This is a genomic window from Brucella sp. NBRC 12950 (assembly GCF_030268145.1).
Classification (GTDB): domain Bacteria; phylum Pseudomonadota; class Alphaproteobacteria; order Rhizobiales; family Rhizobiaceae; genus Brucella.
Genome location: NZ_BSQC01000005.1, coordinates 301,084 through 319,200, shown reverse-complemented (window position 1 = coordinate 319,200; position 18,117 = coordinate 301,084). Strand labels below are relative to the sequence as shown.

Here is an 18,117-nt window from a genome sequence, read left to right as displayed (position 1 = left end):
TTATAACCATCGTTACGTAAGCCGCATTGAAAAGGCTCGCAAGTCCCATTCAGCCAGCAGGAGACAACAATGGCCCAAACGTTCGACACAATCCTGAAAGGTGCAACCATCGTCAATCACGACGGTATAGGTCAGCGGGACATTGGTATTCGTAACGGGCGCATAGAGGCGATTGGCTCGCTTGCAGCAGGTTCTGCTGGCGAAGTCATCGATTGCACCGGTCTGCATATTTTGCCCGGCGTTGTTGACAGTCAGGTGCATTTTCGTGAGCCGGGGCTGGAGCACAAGGAAGATCTGGAAACAGGTTCGCTTGCTGCGGTTCTGGGTGGTGTGACATCGGTTTTCGAAATGCCGAACACCAAACCACTGACGACTTCCGCTGAAACGCTTGAAGACAAGATTCGCCGTGGCCGTCATCGTATGCATTGCGATTTTGCCTTCTGGGTCGGCGGAACGCGGGACAATGCAAAAGACGTTGCCGAGCTTGAGCGCCTGCCAGGTGCGGCTGGCATCAAGGTGTTCATGGGATCTTCGACAGGCAATCTGCTGGTTGAGGACGATGAAGGCGTCCGTTCGATCCTGAAAAATACGCGTCGCCGCGCCGCCTTCCATTCGGAAGACGAATTCCGCCTTAAGGAGCGCGAAAATCTCCGTGTTGAAGGCGATCCATCGAGCCATCCCGTCTGGCGCGATGTTACCACTGCACTGCAATGCACCGAACGCCTTGTCGGTATCGCCCGCGAAACCGGCGCACGTATTCACGTCCTGCATATCTCTACAGCCGAAGAAATCGATTTCCTTCAAGGACACAAGGATGTGGCAACCTGTGAAGCCACTCCGCATCACCTTACGTTGTCGGCGGATGAATATGCGACGCTTGGCAATCTTATCCAGATGAACCCACCGGTGCGTGAAAAGCGCCATCGCGATGGTGTTTGGAAGGGCGTTGATCAGGGCATTATCGATGTACTCGGCTCCGACCATGCACCACATACGCTGGACGAAAAGCAGAAGTCTTACCCGGCTTCGCCGTCTGGAATGACCGGCGTTCAGACGCTGGTGCCAATCATGCTCGATCACGTCAATGCGGGTAAGCTTTCGCTGGAGCGCTTTGTCGATCTGTCGAGCCACGGCCCCAACCGCATTTTCGGTATGGCTCGCAAAGGTCGCATTGCTGTTGGCTATGATGCCGATCTCACCATCGTCGATATGAAACGCCGCGAAACCATCACGCATGAACAGGCTGGCTCAAAGGCTGGCTGGACGCCTTATCATGGCAAGACTGTCACTGGCTGGCCGGTTGGTACTTTCGTGCGCGGTATCAAAGTCATGTGGGAAGCGGAAATCGTCAATCCGAATAAGGGCGAGCCAGTCGAGTTTTTGGAAGCTTTGCCTCGCCACTAATGGCTCAACGATTGGCGCGATCTGTCCCATCTTTGTCCGAAGTTAATCTTTCGGCCTGGATTGTCGGGAGTATTGTGTTCTTGTATAAATTTACAAGGAGCACAAAATGTCCGCCCATGACACGGCCTTGCTGGTTATCGATGTTCAGGAATCTTTTCGGCATCGACCTTACTATCGAGAAGAAGAGGTTGCCGCTTACATTGAGCGGCAGCAGGCTTTGATTGACGGTGCCAAGCACAAAGGCGTTCCGGTCGTGCAAATTTTTCATGTTGAGAATGAGGGACCGTTTTCGGAGGCATCAGGTCTTGTGAAGGCGCTTGCACCGATCAGGATCGAGCCGGATGCCGTTTTCCGTAAGCGTCGCCATAGCGCACTGGTGGGCTCAGGTCTCGATGTCTGGCTGATTTCTAACAACATCAAACGGGTTATCGTTTCAGGTATCCGCACCGAGCAGTGCTGCGAGACCACCACACGTCATGCGTCTGACCTTGGCTTCAATGTCGATTATGTCGGCGAAGCCACGCTGACTTCCCCATGACTGACGTAAGTGGTCATGTGTGGAGTGCTGCGGAAATTCGCGCGCGCACCGAGCTGGTACTTGCGGATCGCTTTGCAAGGATAGCAACGGTGGAACAGGCTCTTGCAGGCAGCGCAGAACGGAGAGCTGCATGATCCAAACCGCCGACAGCCATAAAACTGTCCGGGTCTTTGTCGTCGTCCCGCCGCGCACGCTTTTGCTTGACGTGGCGGGGCCGATGGAGGTTTTGCGCAAGGCTAATCTGGAGCAAAACAGGGTGCAGTTTGAAGTGACGTTTATCGGGCCTTCCGAAACGACGCTCAGCTCCATCGGCCTCACGCTTGCAAATATTGAGCCTCTACCCGATCACCTGCCAGATGATGCGCTTGTGGTGATATCCGGCTCAGCTGACATTCCGCTTGGGACTGCTGTCGTTAATCGCGACGAAGATGCAGCGCTTGAAACGCAAATCGTGAGCTGGATGCGTCGTAGGATCCGTCCGGGTATCAAATTGGTTTCAATCTGCTCTGGTGCACTCCTAGCAGCACGCGCGGGTTTGCTTGAAGGGTATGACTGCACCACGCATCATATGGCGATTGATGAGCTGCATCGACTTGCGCCGACCGCGCATGTTCTGCAAAACCGTTTGTTTGTGGAGGATCGCGACAGGCTGACCAGTGCGGGCATTACTGCCGGTATTGATCTAATGCTGCATATTCTGGCCGAGATGGCAGGGCATGCACTGGCTCTATCAGTGGCGCGTTATCTTGTGGTTTATCTGCGTCGCAGCGGTGGCGATCCGCAGCTTTCGCCATGGCTTGAAGGCCGCAATCACATGCATCCTGTGGTGCATCGTGCGCAGGATGCTGTGGCTGCAAATCCGGCTGAAAACTGGTCTGTCGAGAAACTCGCTGACGTCAGCGGGGCAAGCCCGCGCAATCTTTCACGCCTGTTCAATGAACATGCAGGCATGAGCGTGATTGATTATGCCAATCGGCTGAAAATAAGCCTTGCTCGCGAAATGCTGCTGAATTCGGCTCTCGATATGGAGAATATTGCTGAGCGAGCAGGGTTCGCGTCAGCAAGACAGTTCCGCAGAGTGTGGGAGCGGATATACGATACACCGCCTAGTCGTATGCGGGCATTTGCGACAGATAACTCTGCCTACTGAAGAACACGATCCTGCAGGAAGGTGCCTGCAATAATCTGTTCGCGCATTTTCTCGATAAGTTCGAGTGCGCTGTCTTCGCCTGTTGAACGCATAAGTTCTGTAAGGGCTGTAGTGAAAGCAGCTTCCGCCAGAATTTCTGGCTCAATTCCTTCGGAAATGCCGTCTGCCCAGGCTTCATTCTGGTATTCAATCGCAACAAGCTTCTTTTCGCGGGCGATCATCTCGTCCAGATCTGCTGGCATATATTCCATAGACTTCATCCCGGCTTGCGCCCTTCTTGCTGTATCAGCTGATTTCTCACCATTGGGAGCACAATCACCTGCAGCCTGACTGTCACGTTTAAGACAGTGTTAACAGATTAAAGCGGATTTGAATGAGGCAATTTCTGCCCATCCGCACAAGACTGAATAATTGGTTAATTCCCATAGCGCGAGATAAGCTCGTTCGACAAGCTTTCTCCTTCCTTCATGTAGCGATCAATCGCCGCAAGAGCCGAGGGTGTGCAACGAACATAATTGTCGCTGAAAACGCGGTATCCATGGTTGAAGCTTGAAACAAGACGCACTCGCTCGGCTTCATCGGGCTTTTCGGCAGCAATTATGGCATCCATGCGCTCGCGCCATTCGTTGCTGGTTTCTCCGCAAAGGTTGCGCAGATAGTGAAGCGAGCCAAGCACTTCCGCAATTCTGAGCATTTTGCCCTCATAAGGAGCATCCTGGGCAGAAAGGGCCGGGGACAGAATGCCCAGCCAGAATGCTATCACCAATATGGAAAGCCGTTTTTCCTGCAATATACGCCCCTCTGAAGAAAGAAATTCCTGAATGAGAAACGGGGCCACTTCAAGGCGATACGGAATGCGCGCCTGAAGCATCCTCAATTTCAGCGACAGAGCGCGCCACATCCAGCGTACTATCCGTCACATTGGCATGGGTCATTTCTTCGATGCTGAGCCAGTGTATTGCGGCTGCATCGTCACCGGCCTGTTCCTCGCCTGAAATCTCAAACGCACGATAGACTGACAGGAAGTAGCTCTTTGAATAGGCCTTGCCTTCGAGTGCCAGATCAACTGTGATAACATGGCGGAGAGAGCCCGCATCCAGTGCAGTTTCTTCTTTCAGTTCTCGAATGGCAGCTTCTTCCGGCGTTTCCCCAGCTTCGATACTGCCACCCGGAAAAGCCAGCCAGCCTTTCCATGGTTCCTTGCCGCGTTCGACCAGCAAAAAGCGGCCATCACGGCGACATATGAGAGAAACGCCGTGTATCTGAACGGGGGCAGGGATGGCGGGAACTGTAACCATGAACCAGCTATGATGCGGCAAACCGCTTTTGGCAACAGCAAAGCCCGCTTGACGATTAACTCAAAAGTCTGAACATGGCCGCTATGTGTGGACGTTTTTCTCTGACTGCTAGCCGTGAAGAAGTTGAAGCCCTGCTTGGTGCAATGATCGAGGAGGATTTTCCTCCGCGCTACAATATCGCACCAACGCAGCCGATACTCTCTATTCTGGCAGGCGAAACACCGCCGCCGGGAAGCAACAGGCCCGACCGTATCGGCATGTTGGTGCGCTGGGGGTTTGTGCCGTCATGGGTCAAGGATCCCAACGACTGGAATCTTGTCTTCAACATTCGTTCTGAAACGGCAGCCGAGAAGAATTCTTTCCGTGCGGCACTCAATCATCGGCGCGCGCTGATTCCCGCTTCCGGCTTTTACGAATGGCGGCGCGAAGGAAAGAACAAAGCGCAGGCTTATTGGATCAGGCCGCGCAACGGCGGTATTGTGGCTTTTGGTGCGCTCGTTGAAACATGGAGCAGCGCTGACGGCTCGCAAATCGATACAGCGGGTATTCTGACCACAAGTGCAAACGGATTTCTCCGTCCCATCCACGAGCGTATGCCGGTGGTGGTGAAGCCAGAGGATTATGCCCGCTGGCTTAACTGCAAGACCCTGCTTCCGCGAGAGGTGGCCGACATCATGCGGCCAGTTCAGGATGACTTTTTTGAAGCCATTCCGGTGTCGGACAAGGTCAACAAAGTTGCCAATACCTCGCCTGACGTTCAGGCGAGAGTAGAGGAAAATCTTGTGGCGCCATCACTGGATCAGGGCAAAAGAAAGAAAAAGCCTGGGCCGGGTGATGAGCCCGACGGTCAGCTTTCCATGTTCTGACGAGCCGGACGCTGACGACGCGATGAAGCGGATCAGCCTGTCTTTTTGACTGCCAGAATTGAGCGGCGCGTATTGTCGTTGCGACCTTTGCTTTCGCGATTGGTCTTGCTCATCAACGCTGCAACCAGCACAGCCGGTCCGATTTCGCGGTACTGGTCAATGAGCTTGTCTTGTCGTGGTTGCAGTTCATTTTTAGGCATTGGTCCATCCTCTTCCAAATTACACTCACTATTTTGTGATTGATTGGGACGGAATGAAGGCTGTTTAGAGCCGGTTTTGAGGAATTCCGGTTAACATCAACGGGATAAGGATGAAGGGGGAATGGGGTTGCCGAAATGCAACAGCGATTTTGACGAGGCTGGCTTCATATAAGCCTGTCAGGCACTCCAGCTTCACCAGTCTGAGGGAAATGCTTTATTTCTATTGAACTTTTTCAAAAGCTCTTGACGTGATTGAGGTCGAGAGAGATAAGTAGCGTCATGAAAACGCCGACCACGATCATTTGTACTGGTTCGATTATTATTGGCTAGCAGCTTGCTGGCCCGGCCGTTTTCGTCTCCCCTACCATAAAACAGGATGATAACGCCCCGGCCAGACGGCTGCGGTCTTTCGTGCCCGTATTTTCAGGTCCTTTGGGGAAATAAAATGGCTGATGCGCCGCAACTACGCCTATACAATACTGCCACTCGCACGAAGGAGGCTTTCACCCCCATCGATGCAAATAATGTGCGCATGTATGTCTGCGGACCGACCGTTTATGACTTTGCCCATATCGGCAACGCACGTCCGGTTATCGTCTTTGACGTTCTTTTCCGCCTGCTGCGCCATTTCTATGGCACTGAAAAAGTCACTTATGCGCGTAACATCACCGATGTTGACGACAAGATCAACGCGCGTGCTGCTACTGAATATCCCAACCTTCCGCTCAATGAAGCAATCCGCCGGGTGACCGAAGGCACAAACAACCAGTTTCAAGCTGATATCACGGCTCTGGCAAATCTGGAGCCGTCGAGCCAGCCGCGTGCAACCGAGCATCTCGACGACATGCGTAATATCATTGAGAAGCTGATCGAGCGCGGCGTTGCCTATGTTGCAGATGAGCATGTGCTGTTTTCCCCGTCAGCGATGAACGCTTTGGGTGGCGCACGCTATGGCGCGCTTTCCCACCGTCCATTTGATGAGATGCTGGCCGGCGCTCGCGTCGATGTTGCATCCTATAAGCGCGATGAAATGGATTTTGTGCTGTGGAAGCCATCGCGCAATGGTGAACCCGGTTGGCCTTCACCGGCAGGTATTGAAACGCTTGGTCGTCCCGGCTGGCATATCGAGTGCTCGGCCATGTCTATGGCCAAGCTGCTGGCGCCTTTTGGCGGCGGTTTGAAGTGTGATGATCCGTATAAGAACCAGTTCGACATTCATGGCGGTGGCATCGATCTTGTGTTCCCGCATCATGAAAACGAGCTTGCGCAATCATGCTGCGCATTCGGAACTGAGCGGATGGCCAACATCTGGATGCATAATGGATTCCTTCAGGTTGAAGGGCAGAAGATGTCGAAGTCGCTTGGCAACTTCATAACCATTCGCGATGTGCTGAACGATGGTTTGCCGCAGCTTGGTGTCTGGGATGACAAGGATGCTCGCGATCGCTGGGTTGGTCTGGCTGCTCGTCTTTCGATGCTGCAAACGCATTACCGCGAGCCGATCAACTGGACGGCGCAGCGTCTGGCAGAGTCTGCCGAAGAGCTGCATCGCTGGTATGGTTTGTTGCGCGACGCGGACTTTGCTGCGCCTTCTGCGCTTTCCGTTGTTGAAGAAGTCGCTGACGCATTGTCGGACGATCTCAACACCTGGTCTGCTATCACGTCTCTACGCAAAGCATTCAAGGCCAAGGACGTTGCAGCTTTGGGCGAGGGCATGGCACTATTAGGCTTGCTCGACCCTTACTTTGTGACTGCACAGGATGTGCCAGTATTTGCAAAGGCAGATGTTGATATAGCTGCAATCGATGCATTGATTGCCGAGCGCCTGAATTTCATAGCTGGCAAGAACTGGGCAGAAGCAGATCGTATCCGCGATGAACTTCTGGCGCAGGGCGTGCAGTTGAAGGACGGCAAACATCCTGACACCGGCGAACGCATCACGACATGGGAAGTGGTAAGCTGACGATCGTTTAGTTTCTGGGAGGAAGCCATGACGCTTGATAATAAGCCGCTCTATAGCGGGGGATGCCAGTGTGGTGCGGTGCGCTTTCATATCGAGGGCGTACTTGGTTCAGCATCTATCTGTCATTGCCGCATGTGTCAGAAAGCCTTTGGCAATTTCTATGCGCCGCTGGTTTCGGTGGGTGAAGCAAAACTCATCTGGACCCGTAACGAACCGAAGCGTTTTCAGTCGTCGAATCACGTCAAGCGTGGGTTCTGTGCTGAATGCGGAACTCCGCTGACTTACGAGGCGCCGGATGGTGTGGCGCTTTCCATAGGCGCTTTCGATGCGCCGGAAGAGATTGAACCCACAATTCAATGGGGTGTCGAAGTCAAGCTTCCCTATGTCGATGACCTAGCAAAACTGCCCGGTTTCGAGACCGAACGAGATCCGGAAAGTATCGAGTTTGTAAGAACCATGGTGTCCTACCAGCACCCCGACCACGATACTGAAAACTGAAAAGCCATAAATTATAACGGCATACACCCACCGACAGGCAGGCAAAATGGCACGCGAACGCATCTATATCTACGACACGACCTTGCGGGACGGACAGCAGACTCCCGGCATTGACTTCTCTGTCGAAGACAAAAAAGCGATTGTCATTCTGCTTGAAGAATTGGGTGTCGATTATGTGGAAGGCGGCTATCCGGGTGCAAATCCAACGGATACGGCCTTCTTCAAAAAGCGGCAGACCTCACGGGCCAAGTTTGCAGCTTTTGGCATGACCAAGCGTGCAGGCGTTTCGGCATCGAATGATCCGGGATTGACTGCACTTCTGCAGGCTTCAAGCGATGCAGTCTGTTTCGTTGCCAAAAGCTGGGATTATCATGTGCGGATTGCGCTCGGCTGCACCAATGAAGAAAATCTAGAATCGATCACTGCGTCGGTAACCGCTGTTCGTATGGCTGGTCGTGAGGCGCTGGTTGATTGCGAGCATTTCTTCGATGGATACAAAGCCAACCCTGAATATGCATTGTCTTGTGCGAAGGCTGCCTATGAGGCAGGCGCTCGTTGGGTCGTGCTTTGCGATACCAATGGCGGGACACAGCCGTCGGAAGTGGCTGAAATCATCAATGCGGTCAAAGCTGTTGTTCCGGGTGAAAGCCTTGGCATTCATGCTCACAACGATACCGAGCAGGCCGTCGCCGTTTCGCTTGCTGCAATCGATGCAGGTGTGCGGCATGTGCAGGGAACACTGAATGGGATCGGTGAGCGTTGCGGTAATGCGAACCTCGTTTCTCTTATTCCGACACTGGCATTGAAGCCTTATTGGGCTGATCGCTTTGAACTTGGTGTCAAGCCTGATGCGCTGAAAGCAATCACCCGCATTTCACGCGCCTTCGATGATATTCTGAATCGTGCGCCGACCGAGCAGGCGCCCTATACAGGTACGTCCGCCTTTGCGACCAAGGCAGGTATTCATGCCTCAGCGCTGCTTAAAGACCCGCAGACTTACGAGCATGTTCCCCCAGAAACGGTCGGTAATCGCCGTCGCGTCATGGTTTCGGATCAGGGTGGTAAGTCGAACTTTATCGCCGAACTGGAGCGTCGCGGCATTCGCGTTGCCAAGGACGATGTGCGATTGGATACGTTGATTGCACTGGTCAAAGAGCGTGAAGCAGAAGGCTATGCCTACGAAGGTGCTGATGCGAGTTTCGAGCTATTGGCGAGAGCCATGCTCAACCCGCAGCCGGAATTCTTTAAAGTCGACTCTTTCCGCTGTCTTGTTGAACGCCGGTTCGATGCCAATGGTTCATTGAAAACTGTTTCCGAAGCCGTGGTGAAGGTTGAGGTCGACGGTGAAATGCATATGTCGGTTGCCGAAGGTCACGGTCCGGTCAACGCTCTTGATATTGCACTGCGCAAGGATCTTGGCCGCTATCAGGATGAAATCGAAGATCTCGAACTGGTGGATTTCAAGGTGCGTATCCTCAATGGCGGTACAGCAGCTATCACCCGCGTTTTGATTGAATCCGGTGATGCTACGGGCGCTCGTTGGCGCACGGTTGGCGTCTCCGACAATATCATCGATGCATCGTTTCAGGCGCTGATGGATTCGGTCAATTATAAATTGATGAAGAACCGTTCTTTAGCTGGTCTGGTGGCTGCTGAATAAGCCGCTTCTTTCACGAAGATTGATGCTTTGATCAGTTTAATTGAATAGATTTTATGGATTGATCGGCGCATAGCAGTCTGACAAACTCGAAAAAGTTCGTAGCTTTTCCGAGCGTACACTTAATTCGGAGATGGAAATGACCGAGCAAACCTTATCCGGAGGCCAGCTTTCAGATGGAAGCCGTGGCTTCATGATGGCTATGGGGGCTTATGGTCTTTGGGCTATTTTGCCCTTCTATCTCAAGGCTTTGTCACATCTCCCCGCACTTGAAATTGTCGCGCATCGCGTGATCTGGTCGGTGCCTGTTGCTGCGATTTTGCTACTCTTCATCGGTCAATTTCGCACAATACTTGATGCTCTGCGCAAGCCGCGAATGCTTGCAATGGCTGCACTGACCGCTGCACTTATCACTGTAAACTGGTCGGTTTATGTTTGGGCTGTTGCGCATGACCAGATTATCGGCGCCGCACTCGGATACTATATCAATCCACTATTCAATGTGGTTTTGGGCGGGCTGTTTCTCGGTGAGCGGCTGTCAAAAGTGCAGTATGTTGCAGTCGGCTTTGCATTTGCCGCTGTTCTCGTTCTGACTCTCAATGCTGGTGGCCTGCCTTGGGTTTCACTGGTGCTACCGCTGACATTTGGTCTTTACGGATTTTTCCGCAAGTCTTTGCCTATGCCACCTTTGCAGGGCTTTACGCTTGAAGTGGTTATCCTTTCGATCCCGGCGCTTGGCTATGTTTTCTGGTTGATGGCCAATGGTCAGGATCATTTCTTCTCAGGCACTATGTCAAACGTTTCGCTGCTGTTGCTTGCAGGACCGTTCACGGCAATTCCGCTGATTCTATATGCGGGCGGTGCAAAGCTGCTGCGTTATACGACGCTTGGCCTTATGCAGTATCTGACGCCTACGCTGCTGTTTATCTTCGCAATTTTCATTTTCCACGAGCCATTTTCCAATGCGCAGCTCGTAGCTTTTGTTCTCATCTGGACAGGCCTGATTATCTACACATGGTCGTCTTTGTCGGCGAATCGTAAGGCACGCGCCAGAGCCTGATAAATTTAACTTGAGCGTTTGAGCTTCTATCTATGGTGGATTATGGCCACCGGAGCCATAATTTGGCCGTGCTCTGGCCCTCTGGTCCGTTTGTCATTTCAGATGGAATTTGGAGCCGCTCACTGCATGCTGTTTCGTGCTGCCCGCAGAGATAAGCAGATTCACGTTGTTGTATCGCCAGATCTCATGATCCGGTCCAACGACGCGCATACTGCTGCTTTGGCTGAGCATACGAAATTGCCTCCGCTTTCGCAGCGTGCTCTCAAGCCACTAGAACGCGTACGCTTTTCCATTCACACACATCGACGCGCCTGTATTGCGCTGGCGTCAGCCACGCTTCTGGCGGGTGGTGCAATGGCTTTGGTGACGGGAGGTTTGGTGCGACATGGACATGCTTCACAGCCTGTGATGATCGATCCTACCACGCTGGTTCACAGTCATGCGGCCATGAAAGAAGCGCGGCTGGTTCCTCAGAATGAAGTTGATGAGAACCGACGCATTGCCAAGCGCATCGATATTGCCGAAGGTACCGACGATGGAGAAGCGACACTCTTTACCTATCAGCATGTCATCCTTGATTTGAAGAATGAAGGAAGCGGGCAGGGTCTGATCGATCTGGCATCGGTACGGAGTAAACGGCGAGGGGAGAAAACCTCTGATCAGCCAGATGAAATTTCAGCGCTTGCCAATCAGAAAGGTGTGCCGCTGAATGTAAGCTTTGCCAAGCCAGCGGATACGCCTCATAAAAAGGCGCACGAAATTGTTCTCGCTCCACAATCGCGCGAGAAGGTGGGCGTACTCATGCAGGCGGCGGATGTATCCGCCGACGATGCTGCACATCTGGAACAGGCGCTTGGTCGAAAAGACCTCGTTCCTGGTGACAATCTGGTTCTGCTACTCGATCAGTCGCAGGGCAAGCCAGCGCATATAACGATGGCACGGTTCAGGCATGGTAATGCATCAGATTCCGTTTATGGACGGACAGACGATGGTGTTTTCCGCGCGAATGATAATCAGAGACTTTTCGCGCGTCTTTCTCATGATGCTATGTTGTCCGCATCGCGCCAGCCCGCAAAAAGAGTAACGGATGGATCTGTTCAGTCCCGGCTTATTGCAGCAGGGGCACCGAGCGAAGTCGCGGATGATGTGAAGAAACTCGCGGGTGAGAATAACGTATCGCTTCAGAAGGGCGTCAACGGGGTTGATAAAATCGACCTCCTGTTCCGTGAGAGTGTGGATGCCGATCCTGAACTGGTGTTTGTGGAGTTTACCACAAACGGTCAGGCCAAGCGTTTTTACAGGCATGAAGTCGAGGGAAACGCTGACTATTTCAACGAAGACGGTTCCTCGATGACCAAATACCTCATGCACAAGCCACTGCCAAATGGCCGCTTGAATGATGGTTTTGGCTGGCGTGTGCATCCGGTTTTGCATGTCCGCAAACATCATAATGGCGTGGATTACGATGCGCCAATCGGCTCGCCTATTGTCGCTGCAGGAGATGGTACGGTTGAGCTGATTTCGTCACAAAAGGGCTATGGCAAGTATGTGCGCATTCGCCACCAGGGCGGCTACAGTACCACCTATGCTCATCTCTCCGGAGAAGCGAAGGGGCTGAAAGTCGGCCAGCATGTGAAGCAGGGTGAAGTGATCGCTTATGTGGGATCAACCGGCTACTCGACCGGACCGCATTTGTATTATGAGCTCAAAGTCGGTGATCATTATGTCGACCCGCTCAAAGCACAGCTCAATGCGGGTGAAAAGCTGACAGGTTCATCCATGTCGAGCTTCCGCTCGGAAATGGATCATGTCGATAAGGTTTTCAAGCAGATGAATTTGGCGCCACTGACAAGTGACGCCAAAGACGTTTTAAAGACGAATTGAATCACACTGGCCGGTAAGCATTGGCCAGTGCAACGAATTCTTCGACGCTTAGCGTTTCAGCGCGCCGGGTCCCATCAATTCCAGTTTTTTCCAGAAGTTGTGCGCCGCCGACAGGCTTAAGGCTCTGACGCAGCATTTTCCGGCGTTGCCCGAAGGCTGCCTGCGTAATCTGGCCCAAAGCATCCGCACGGCATGGGAGTGGCTCTTCACGAGGCGTGATATGAACGACCGACGACATGACCTTCGGCGGAGGCGTAAACGCCTGTGGAGGCACATCGAAAGCAATTTTCGAATGCGTACGCCAACCTGCCAGAACGCTGAGGCGCCCATAATGATCCGTATCAGGTGCAGCCACAATACGCTCGCCAACTTCACGTTGGAACATAAGGGTCATTGAGGAATAAAAGGGTGGCCAAGGCTCAGTCAGAAGCCAGTTGAGCAGCAATTGTGTTCCCACATTATAAGGCAGATTAGCCACGATGCGTGGCTTCGGGCCATCCGGAAAGAGAGTTTTGAAATCTTGCTCCAATGCATCACCGGAAATAATGCGCAAACGTCCCGGATAGTGCGCTTCGATCTCTGCAAGAGCATCAAGACACCGTTCATCGCGCTCAATTGCGGTAACATAAGCACCTTGAGCAAGCAGAGCGCGTGTCAGGCCACCTGGGCCGGGACCGACCTCGATAACCTGCTGATCTTGCAGATTGCCTGCCTGTCGAGCGATCTTCGATGTCAGGTTCAGGTCGAACAGAAAGTTCTGCCCAAGCGACTTTTTAGGCATCAGGTCATGCCGTTCGATGACCTCACGCAGTGGCGGAAGATTGTCGATGCTCATGATTTCCGCCTTGCTTCGTTTTCGGCTAGTTCCTGCGCCAACCTTATGGATGCGATGAGACTGTCAGGGCGGGCTATACCTTTTCCTGCAATGTCGAAGGCCGTTCCATGATCGGGGGACGTCCGGATAAATGGAAGCCCGAGGGTAACATTGACCGCCTCGTCAAAAGCGAGAGCTTTCGCCGGAATAAGCGCCTGATCGTGATACATGCAAATGGCGACATCATAAGTCACGCGTGCTTGTGCATGGAACATGGTGTCAGCAGGCAATGGTCCCCAGGCATTGATGCCCTCACGCTGCAATTCCTCGACTGCTGGCCGAATAATAGCGTCATCTTCCTTACCCAGCGCGCCACCTTCACCCGCATGAGGATTGAGGCCGGAAATCGCAATACGAGGTACTGCTATGCCAAAACGATCCGTCAGTTCCTGCGCCGTGATGTAAGCCACTTCCAGAATATCATCCTTGGTCAGTAAGCGTGGGACGTCGACGAGAGGGATGTGGATTGTGACTGGAACGGCACGTAGTTCGGGGCCAGCCAGCATCATTACCGGAATGACTGTGCGTCCGAGATGTTTGCTGGCGAGTTCGGCGAGAAACTCCGTGTGTCCGGGATGTTTGAAACCTGCATCGTAGAGCGGCTTTTTGGCAATCGGGCAGGTGACAACGGCTGATGTTTCGCCACTCAATGTCAGCGCAACGGCGCGTTCTATTGCTTCAATAACACCTGCTGCGTTTTCCGGCAGAGGTTTGCCGGGGCTTTCCTTATGCGTGTTTTTCAATGGCAAAACGGGCAGTTTTACATCAAAGATGTCGCAAGCATCGGCAGGGGTGCTAATCGTTGCGATTGGCACATTCAGGCCAAGATGCTGCGCGCGGGCTGAAAGCTGCGCCGGATCGGCAATGAGCAGAAACGTTGGCAGAGAAAGCTCTTTGCGCTGCAACCATGCGCTAAGAGCAACATCAGCTCCAACACCTGAGGGGTCACCAATGCTGACGGCGAGCGGAGGAACCGGTTGAATAGTCATAGCTGTTTATCTCGGCTAATGAAATAAGGGGGCAGACGCCCCCTCAAATTATACGGTCAGTTTAGTACTGCCAAGGCTCTGGAGCGAAACTCAACGATTTACAATCGTTGCCTTTTCGCGCAGCTCAGCAAGATACTTCTTGCTCAGATCATCAGCCTTCTTTTCCTGTCCCGCTTCGGAATCAGTGCCTTCCATGGAGAAGACAAGCTGTGCGACTCGGTCATCGGAAACTTGACGCGTCGAGCATACGGCTAGAATTTCAACACCTTTTTCGGTGTCATGTGGCGGAGTTGCGCGGTTTACGCCAGCAGCTTTGACGTCTTTGGCCCATTCGCCCGGAAGTTGCTGTTCGATAACCCGACCGAGATCGCGAACTGTAACGTCGATCATGCCCTTGGTTAGCTGACGGGTAGTGTCGCAGCTCTGGAAGCGCGAGCGCAATGCATTTGCTTCCTGGCGACGCTTGCCGAGCAGAGCAGGCGAACGCTTTGCATTTGGAACGACGAAAATAACCTGCTGCAGATGGTATTCAGTTGAGACAGGCTTTTTGCCGCCGTCTTTCAGCATACGCTGAACAGCGTCCTGCTCGCTAACCATTCCAGTGGCGCGGAAGCGCGCGCTGACGAGGCGACCCCAGCCCATCTGGACCATGATGTATTTCTTGAAATGATCAGGTGTAATGCCAGCCTGATTCATCAGCTGATTAAGCTGAGCGACGCTCATCTTGTTACGGGTCGCAAAGCCTGCATAGGCCTGATCGACTTCCTGATCGGAAATGTTAATGCCGCGCGATTTCATTTCGACGCGCTTCAGCATCTCTTCAGTCAGTTCTTCACGAGCAACCTGATTAAGATTGCCGCCTTTACGCTGCAGTTTCAGAAATGCTGCACGGCGCTGAATATCGCCGTTGGTGATTGCATTGCCGGAGACAATGACCTTGACCTCCGTTCCGCCGGCAGCCAATGCCGGTGTCAAAGTCGCAGCCGTTCCAAGCGCCGTCACACATACGGCAGCGCCCAGCAGGGAGGCGAATAGAGGTCTTGCAAACATCATCTTTATTTCCCGATTTCCTTCAGGTCGGCGAATGACAAATTTCACCGGATGTGTCCAATCTTACTAGTCATCTGACGCAAGTTCAAACTGAACAAGCATATCAGAGGCCAGACATATTATGATGCCTGTATAGAGGAGCCAAAGCGGCGAAACAATGACCCTTTAGCAATTTACGAGGTAATTAAAGGTACTTAACTGAATAAAATCGATAAAAAAGCGAACGTTATTTGAAATGATTAAGTGATGCTGCGGCATAAAAGGAAAGAGCGGAAACAAGTTGGATTGTTTCCGCTCTTTCGAAGTTTAGAAGGTTTGAGCGCCGCTGCCAATGTCGCCGAGTGTTCTGAACGATATATTGAATCCAACGCTATGAGATGCCTTGTCCTCACCCGGATTACGGGTTTGAACGTAAGCCATCGAGTAGGTGAAGCATTCATCGTCATAGGCAAGACCAGAGGATGCGCGAACAAGTGTATCCGACACAAGGTCATAAGTGCCTGAACCGAAGACACGCCAATTAGCATCTAAACGTGCAGTAGCGGCACCCGTAACTTCCTGCCGGAGCTCTGAATAACCATAAGCCGGTTGCGGAGCGATGTAAGCATACTGAGCTGAAACCGACAGCTTCTGCCAGTTTTGCTGTACTTCGAGTTCGCCACGCTTAACGTCTAGGTTATCCTTGTCAAAACGTCCGCGTGCAGCCAGTGCAAGACCGGTCGAATTAGAGGTGCCGATCATTGCAACATAATCGGAGCGTGCATCCTGAAGACCGGAGTCTGCTCCTACATTCAGGAAATCACTTGTGCCATACGAATTCACGCCACCGAGTTGGAATGATTGCCCTGCGAGAGCATACAAGCCCCAGTCGCTATTGCTGAAGTTGCCCGAATAGCGAAGACCGAGATTGGCACGAGTGCCGCCTTCCACACGGTCATAGCCAGAGAACTTGTCACGCGAGAACAGGTTCGTAGCATCAAACACGAAGCTCTGTGCATCTTCGTTCGGAAGTTCGCCCGCGTAACGTTCGTTGTTGCGCATATAGATCTGCGCAATCGGCTCAAGAATATGTGTTGAGCTGGTGCTTGAGAACAGGATCGGCCAACGCAATTCAAGACCAGCCGTCGCCATTGCGCGCAATGCTTCGGAGCGAACTATGGCGTCGGTGTAACCCGCAACAGCTGGATCAAAGTTCGTATTGGCACTGATAGCATCACCGCGCAGAGCCAAAAGCGGCGTAATTACCAAACCAGATGGCGTGATAAATGTACGCTTCCACTCAGCTTCCGTCGTAAGACGCGCATTTGTGCCGCTGAAACCAGGGATGCGTGGGTAATAGATCGAATTATTACCTGGATTGAGCGTATAATTCGCATTCTGACGATACAGAACCTGCGCATTGGTAGTGATGTTAAGTTCACCACCATAAACAGGATCAGGCACTGTGTAAGAATAGTCGAGACTTGGGAAAACCCAAGGCTGCTTCGAATGCATTTCCACGTCTTTATACGTAGAAGTGAGCGGATAAGATTCCTGCACATTGAAGCGATAGAAGTTGAGGTCGAAGTAATTCCGGTTATTGATGCCGGTTAAATAGATCTTTGAAACCTGAGTTTGTGCGTTATAGCCCTCAAGATTGTAGGTACGGCTAAAATTGCGATCGGTCTGGGCCATTACATCCCAGCCAAACTTCCAACGCGAATTGATATCGAAGTCGCCTTTGGATGCGACCATGCCGCGGTTATCTTCACCGCGATCTAGCGTATTGGTGCTGAACTCACCCGGCTTCATCTGATGAATGCCAGCAATCTGAAGATTATAGGAGCCGTTTTCGAGACGATGACGCCATTCGGCCTGCGTCAGGAAGCCTTGCTTCGTGTAAGCAGTTGTCGAAAGCGTCAGATCGTAATTCGGTGCTAGAGCCCAGAAATATGAGTTCTTGATGCCGAACCCAAGGTCGTCTTTATAGCTGAAACCTGGGAACAGAAAGCCGCTCTTACGCTTGACTGTCGGGTCGGCCATTTCGAAGGCTGGGAAGTAAGCCAACGGAATGCCGAGCAACTCGAACTTGCCACGTTCAAAACGCACCGTCTTTGTCGCGCTGTTCCAGATAATCTTACGTGCCTTGATCTGCCAAAGCACAGGCTTGTCCGGATCTTTTTCGCAAGCCTGACAGGCCGTGTACACACCGTTATTAAAGGTGGTGATCTCACCGTTGCTGCGCTCAGCGCTTTCGGCTGCAAAGCGGGTGTTGTCGGTGGTCTCAACGCGAAGGCCATTCACAAAGCCGTCGCGGAAACTATCCGTCACATCAAGATGGTCGGAGTAAATCTTGTTGCCATCGCGCTCTACAATTTCAACGTTCCCAGTCGCAGTCATGCGACGGGTCTGCTGATTATAGGTCACTTTATCCGCGACGAGGCGATTGCCGTCATATTCAATGCGAACTTTACCCTGAGCGGTAACGACGTTCACATCGCGATCATAGACAAGCTCGTCTGCCTGCAGAAGCATACGCGCATTAGGATCGCTCTGGTAATTTGCTCCCAGAGCGTCCTGCGCTTGTACCTGCGAAGGAATGATTGCGACTGAAATGAAAGGTATAGCAAGGGCGCACACCAAAGCAGTCCCGCGTGCAAGACGCGTGAATGAATGGGGCAATACCATGCGGGCGTTACTCGAACCC

16 protein-coding genes and 1 pseudogene are annotated in these 18,117 nt (G+C 52.5%); 9 read left to right on the top strand and 8 right to left on the bottom strand.

Going from position 1 to position 18,117, the window contains the following annotated elements:
• Positions 1 to 69: 69 nt before the first annotated feature.
• From QSJ70_RS11075 to QSJ70_RS11065, 3 genes and pseudogenes are all read left to right on the top strand, one after another.
• A complete protein-coding gene (locus tag QSJ70_RS11075) occupies positions 70 to 1,404 on the top strand; it encodes a dihydroorotase (protein ID WP_200635341.1) in 1,335 nt (444 codons plus the stop codon).
• Positions 1,405 to 1,510: 106 nt separating this feature from the next.
• Positions 1,511 to 2,076, top strand: a pseudogene (locus QSJ70_RS11070) (isochorismatase family protein).
• Positions 2,073 to 3,092 carry a GlxA family transcriptional regulator gene (locus QSJ70_RS11065; RefSeq protein ID WP_285536358.1) on the top strand — a complete coding sequence of 340 codons (1,020 nt, stop codon included), beginning with the start codon at positions 2,073 to 2,075 and terminating at the stop codon, positions 3,090 to 3,092. The pseudogene QSJ70_RS11070 and the gene QSJ70_RS11065 overlap by 4 nt, the downstream one beginning before the upstream one ends.
• Here the strand turns inward: QSJ70_RS11065 and QSJ70_RS11060 are convergent.
• The 3 genes from QSJ70_RS11060 to QSJ70_RS11050 form a co-directional block, all read right to left on the bottom strand.
• The gene (locus tag QSJ70_RS11060; RefSeq protein WP_171379961.1) at positions 3,086 to 3,343 is read right to left on the bottom strand and encodes a hypothetical protein; all 258 of its coding nucleotides are present in this window, start codon (positions 3,341 to 3,343) and stop codon (positions 3,086 to 3,088) included. The two genes, QSJ70_RS11065 and QSJ70_RS11060, sit on opposite strands and share 7 nt — an antisense overlap.
• Before the next feature lie 164 nt (positions 3,344 to 3,507).
• Positions 3,508 to 3,885 carry a TIGR02301 family protein gene (locus QSJ70_RS11055; protein WP_079212554.1) on the bottom strand — a complete coding sequence of 126 codons (378 nt, stop codon included), beginning with the start codon at positions 3,883 to 3,885 and terminating at the stop codon, positions 3,508 to 3,510.
• A gap of 46 nt (positions 3,886 to 3,931) precedes the next feature.
• Positions 3,932 to 4,390: an NUDIX hydrolase gene (locus QSJ70_RS11050; protein WP_285536354.1), complete on the bottom strand. Its 459-nt coding sequence runs from the start codon at positions 4,388 to 4,390 to the stop codon at positions 3,932 to 3,934.
• 83 nt (positions 4,391 to 4,473) lie between these two features.
• On the opposite strand from QSJ70_RS11050, the gene QSJ70_RS11045 reads away from it, so the two are divergent.
• The gene (locus tag QSJ70_RS11045; RefSeq protein WP_285536454.1) at positions 4,474 to 5,256 is read left to right on the top strand and encodes an SOS response-associated peptidase; all 783 of its coding nucleotides are present in this window, start codon (positions 4,474 to 4,476) and stop codon (positions 5,254 to 5,256) included.
• 32 nt (positions 5,257 to 5,288) lie between these two features.
• On the opposite strand, the gene QSJ70_RS11040 is transcribed toward QSJ70_RS11045, so the two are convergent.
• Positions 5,289 to 5,456: a hypothetical protein gene (locus tag QSJ70_RS11040; protein ID WP_007874312.1), complete on the bottom strand. Its 168-nt coding sequence runs from the start codon at positions 5,454 to 5,456 to the stop codon at positions 5,289 to 5,291.
• Between the two features lie 445 nt (positions 5,457 to 5,901).
• Here QSJ70_RS11040 and cysS point away from each other — a divergent pair, with 445 nt between their 5' ends.
• From cysS to QSJ70_RS11015, 5 genes are all read left to right on the top strand, one after another.
• Positions 5,902 to 7,419, top strand: coding sequence for a cysteine--tRNA ligase (gene cysS / locus QSJ70_RS11035; RefSeq protein ID WP_285536353.1), 1,518 nt, complete (start codon positions 5,902 to 5,904; stop codon positions 7,417 to 7,419).
• A gap of 27 nt (positions 7,420 to 7,446) precedes the next feature.
• A complete protein-coding gene (locus tag QSJ70_RS11030; protein WP_285536351.1) occupies positions 7,447 to 7,917 on the top strand; it encodes a GFA family protein in 471 nt (156 codons plus the stop codon).
• Between the two features lie 46 nt (positions 7,918 to 7,963).
• The gene (gene cimA / locus QSJ70_RS11025) at positions 7,964 to 9,577 is read left to right on the top strand and encodes a citramalate synthase (protein ID WP_105518337.1); all 1,614 of its coding nucleotides are present in this window, start codon (positions 7,964 to 7,966) and stop codon (positions 9,575 to 9,577) included.
• Positions 9,578 to 9,713: 136 nt separating this feature from the next.
• The gene (gene rarD, locus QSJ70_RS11020; RefSeq protein ID WP_285536348.1) at positions 9,714 to 10,634 is read left to right on the top strand and encodes an EamA family transporter RarD; all 921 of its coding nucleotides are present in this window, start codon (positions 9,714 to 9,716) and stop codon (positions 10,632 to 10,634) included.
• A 126-nt stretch (positions 10,635 to 10,760) separates the two neighbouring features.
• Positions 10,761 to 12,518, top strand: coding sequence for a M23 family metallopeptidase (locus QSJ70_RS11015; RefSeq protein WP_352230999.1), 1,758 nt, complete (start codon positions 10,761 to 10,763; stop codon positions 12,516 to 12,518).
• 1 nt (position 12,519) lies between these two features.
• Here QSJ70_RS11015 and rsmA read toward each other — a convergent pair whose 3' ends face one another.
• The 4 genes from rsmA to QSJ70_RS10995 all read right to left on the bottom strand — a co-directional run bounded on the left by rsmA (position 12,520) and on the right by QSJ70_RS10995 (position 18,098).
• Positions 12,520 to 13,353, bottom strand: coding sequence for a 16S rRNA (adenine(1518)-N(6)/adenine(1519)-N(6))-dimethyltransferase RsmA (gene rsmA, locus QSJ70_RS11010; RefSeq protein ID WP_285536346.1), 834 nt, complete (start codon positions 13,351 to 13,353; stop codon positions 12,520 to 12,522).
• Positions 13,350 to 14,381 (bottom strand): 4-hydroxythreonine-4-phosphate dehydrogenase PdxA, encoded by a 1,032-nt coding sequence (pdxA, locus tag QSJ70_RS11005; RefSeq protein WP_285536344.1) that lies wholly within the window; start codon positions 14,379 to 14,381, stop codon positions 13,350 to 13,352. Before pdxA ends, rsmA begins: the two co-directional genes overlap by 4 nt.
• Before the next feature lie 90 nt (positions 14,382 to 14,471).
• Complete coding sequence (locus tag QSJ70_RS11000) at positions 14,472 to 15,434, bottom strand: SurA N-terminal domain-containing protein (protein WP_285536342.1); 963 nt, start codon at positions 15,432 to 15,434, stop codon at positions 14,472 to 14,474.
• Positions 15,435 to 15,737: 303 nt separating this feature from the next.
• Positions 15,738 to 18,098 carry an LPS-assembly protein LptD gene (locus QSJ70_RS10995; protein ID WP_064320401.1) on the bottom strand — a complete coding sequence of 787 codons (2,361 nt, stop codon included), beginning with the start codon at positions 18,096 to 18,098 and terminating at the stop codon, positions 15,738 to 15,740.
• Positions 18,099 to 18,117: the final 19 nt, after the last annotated feature.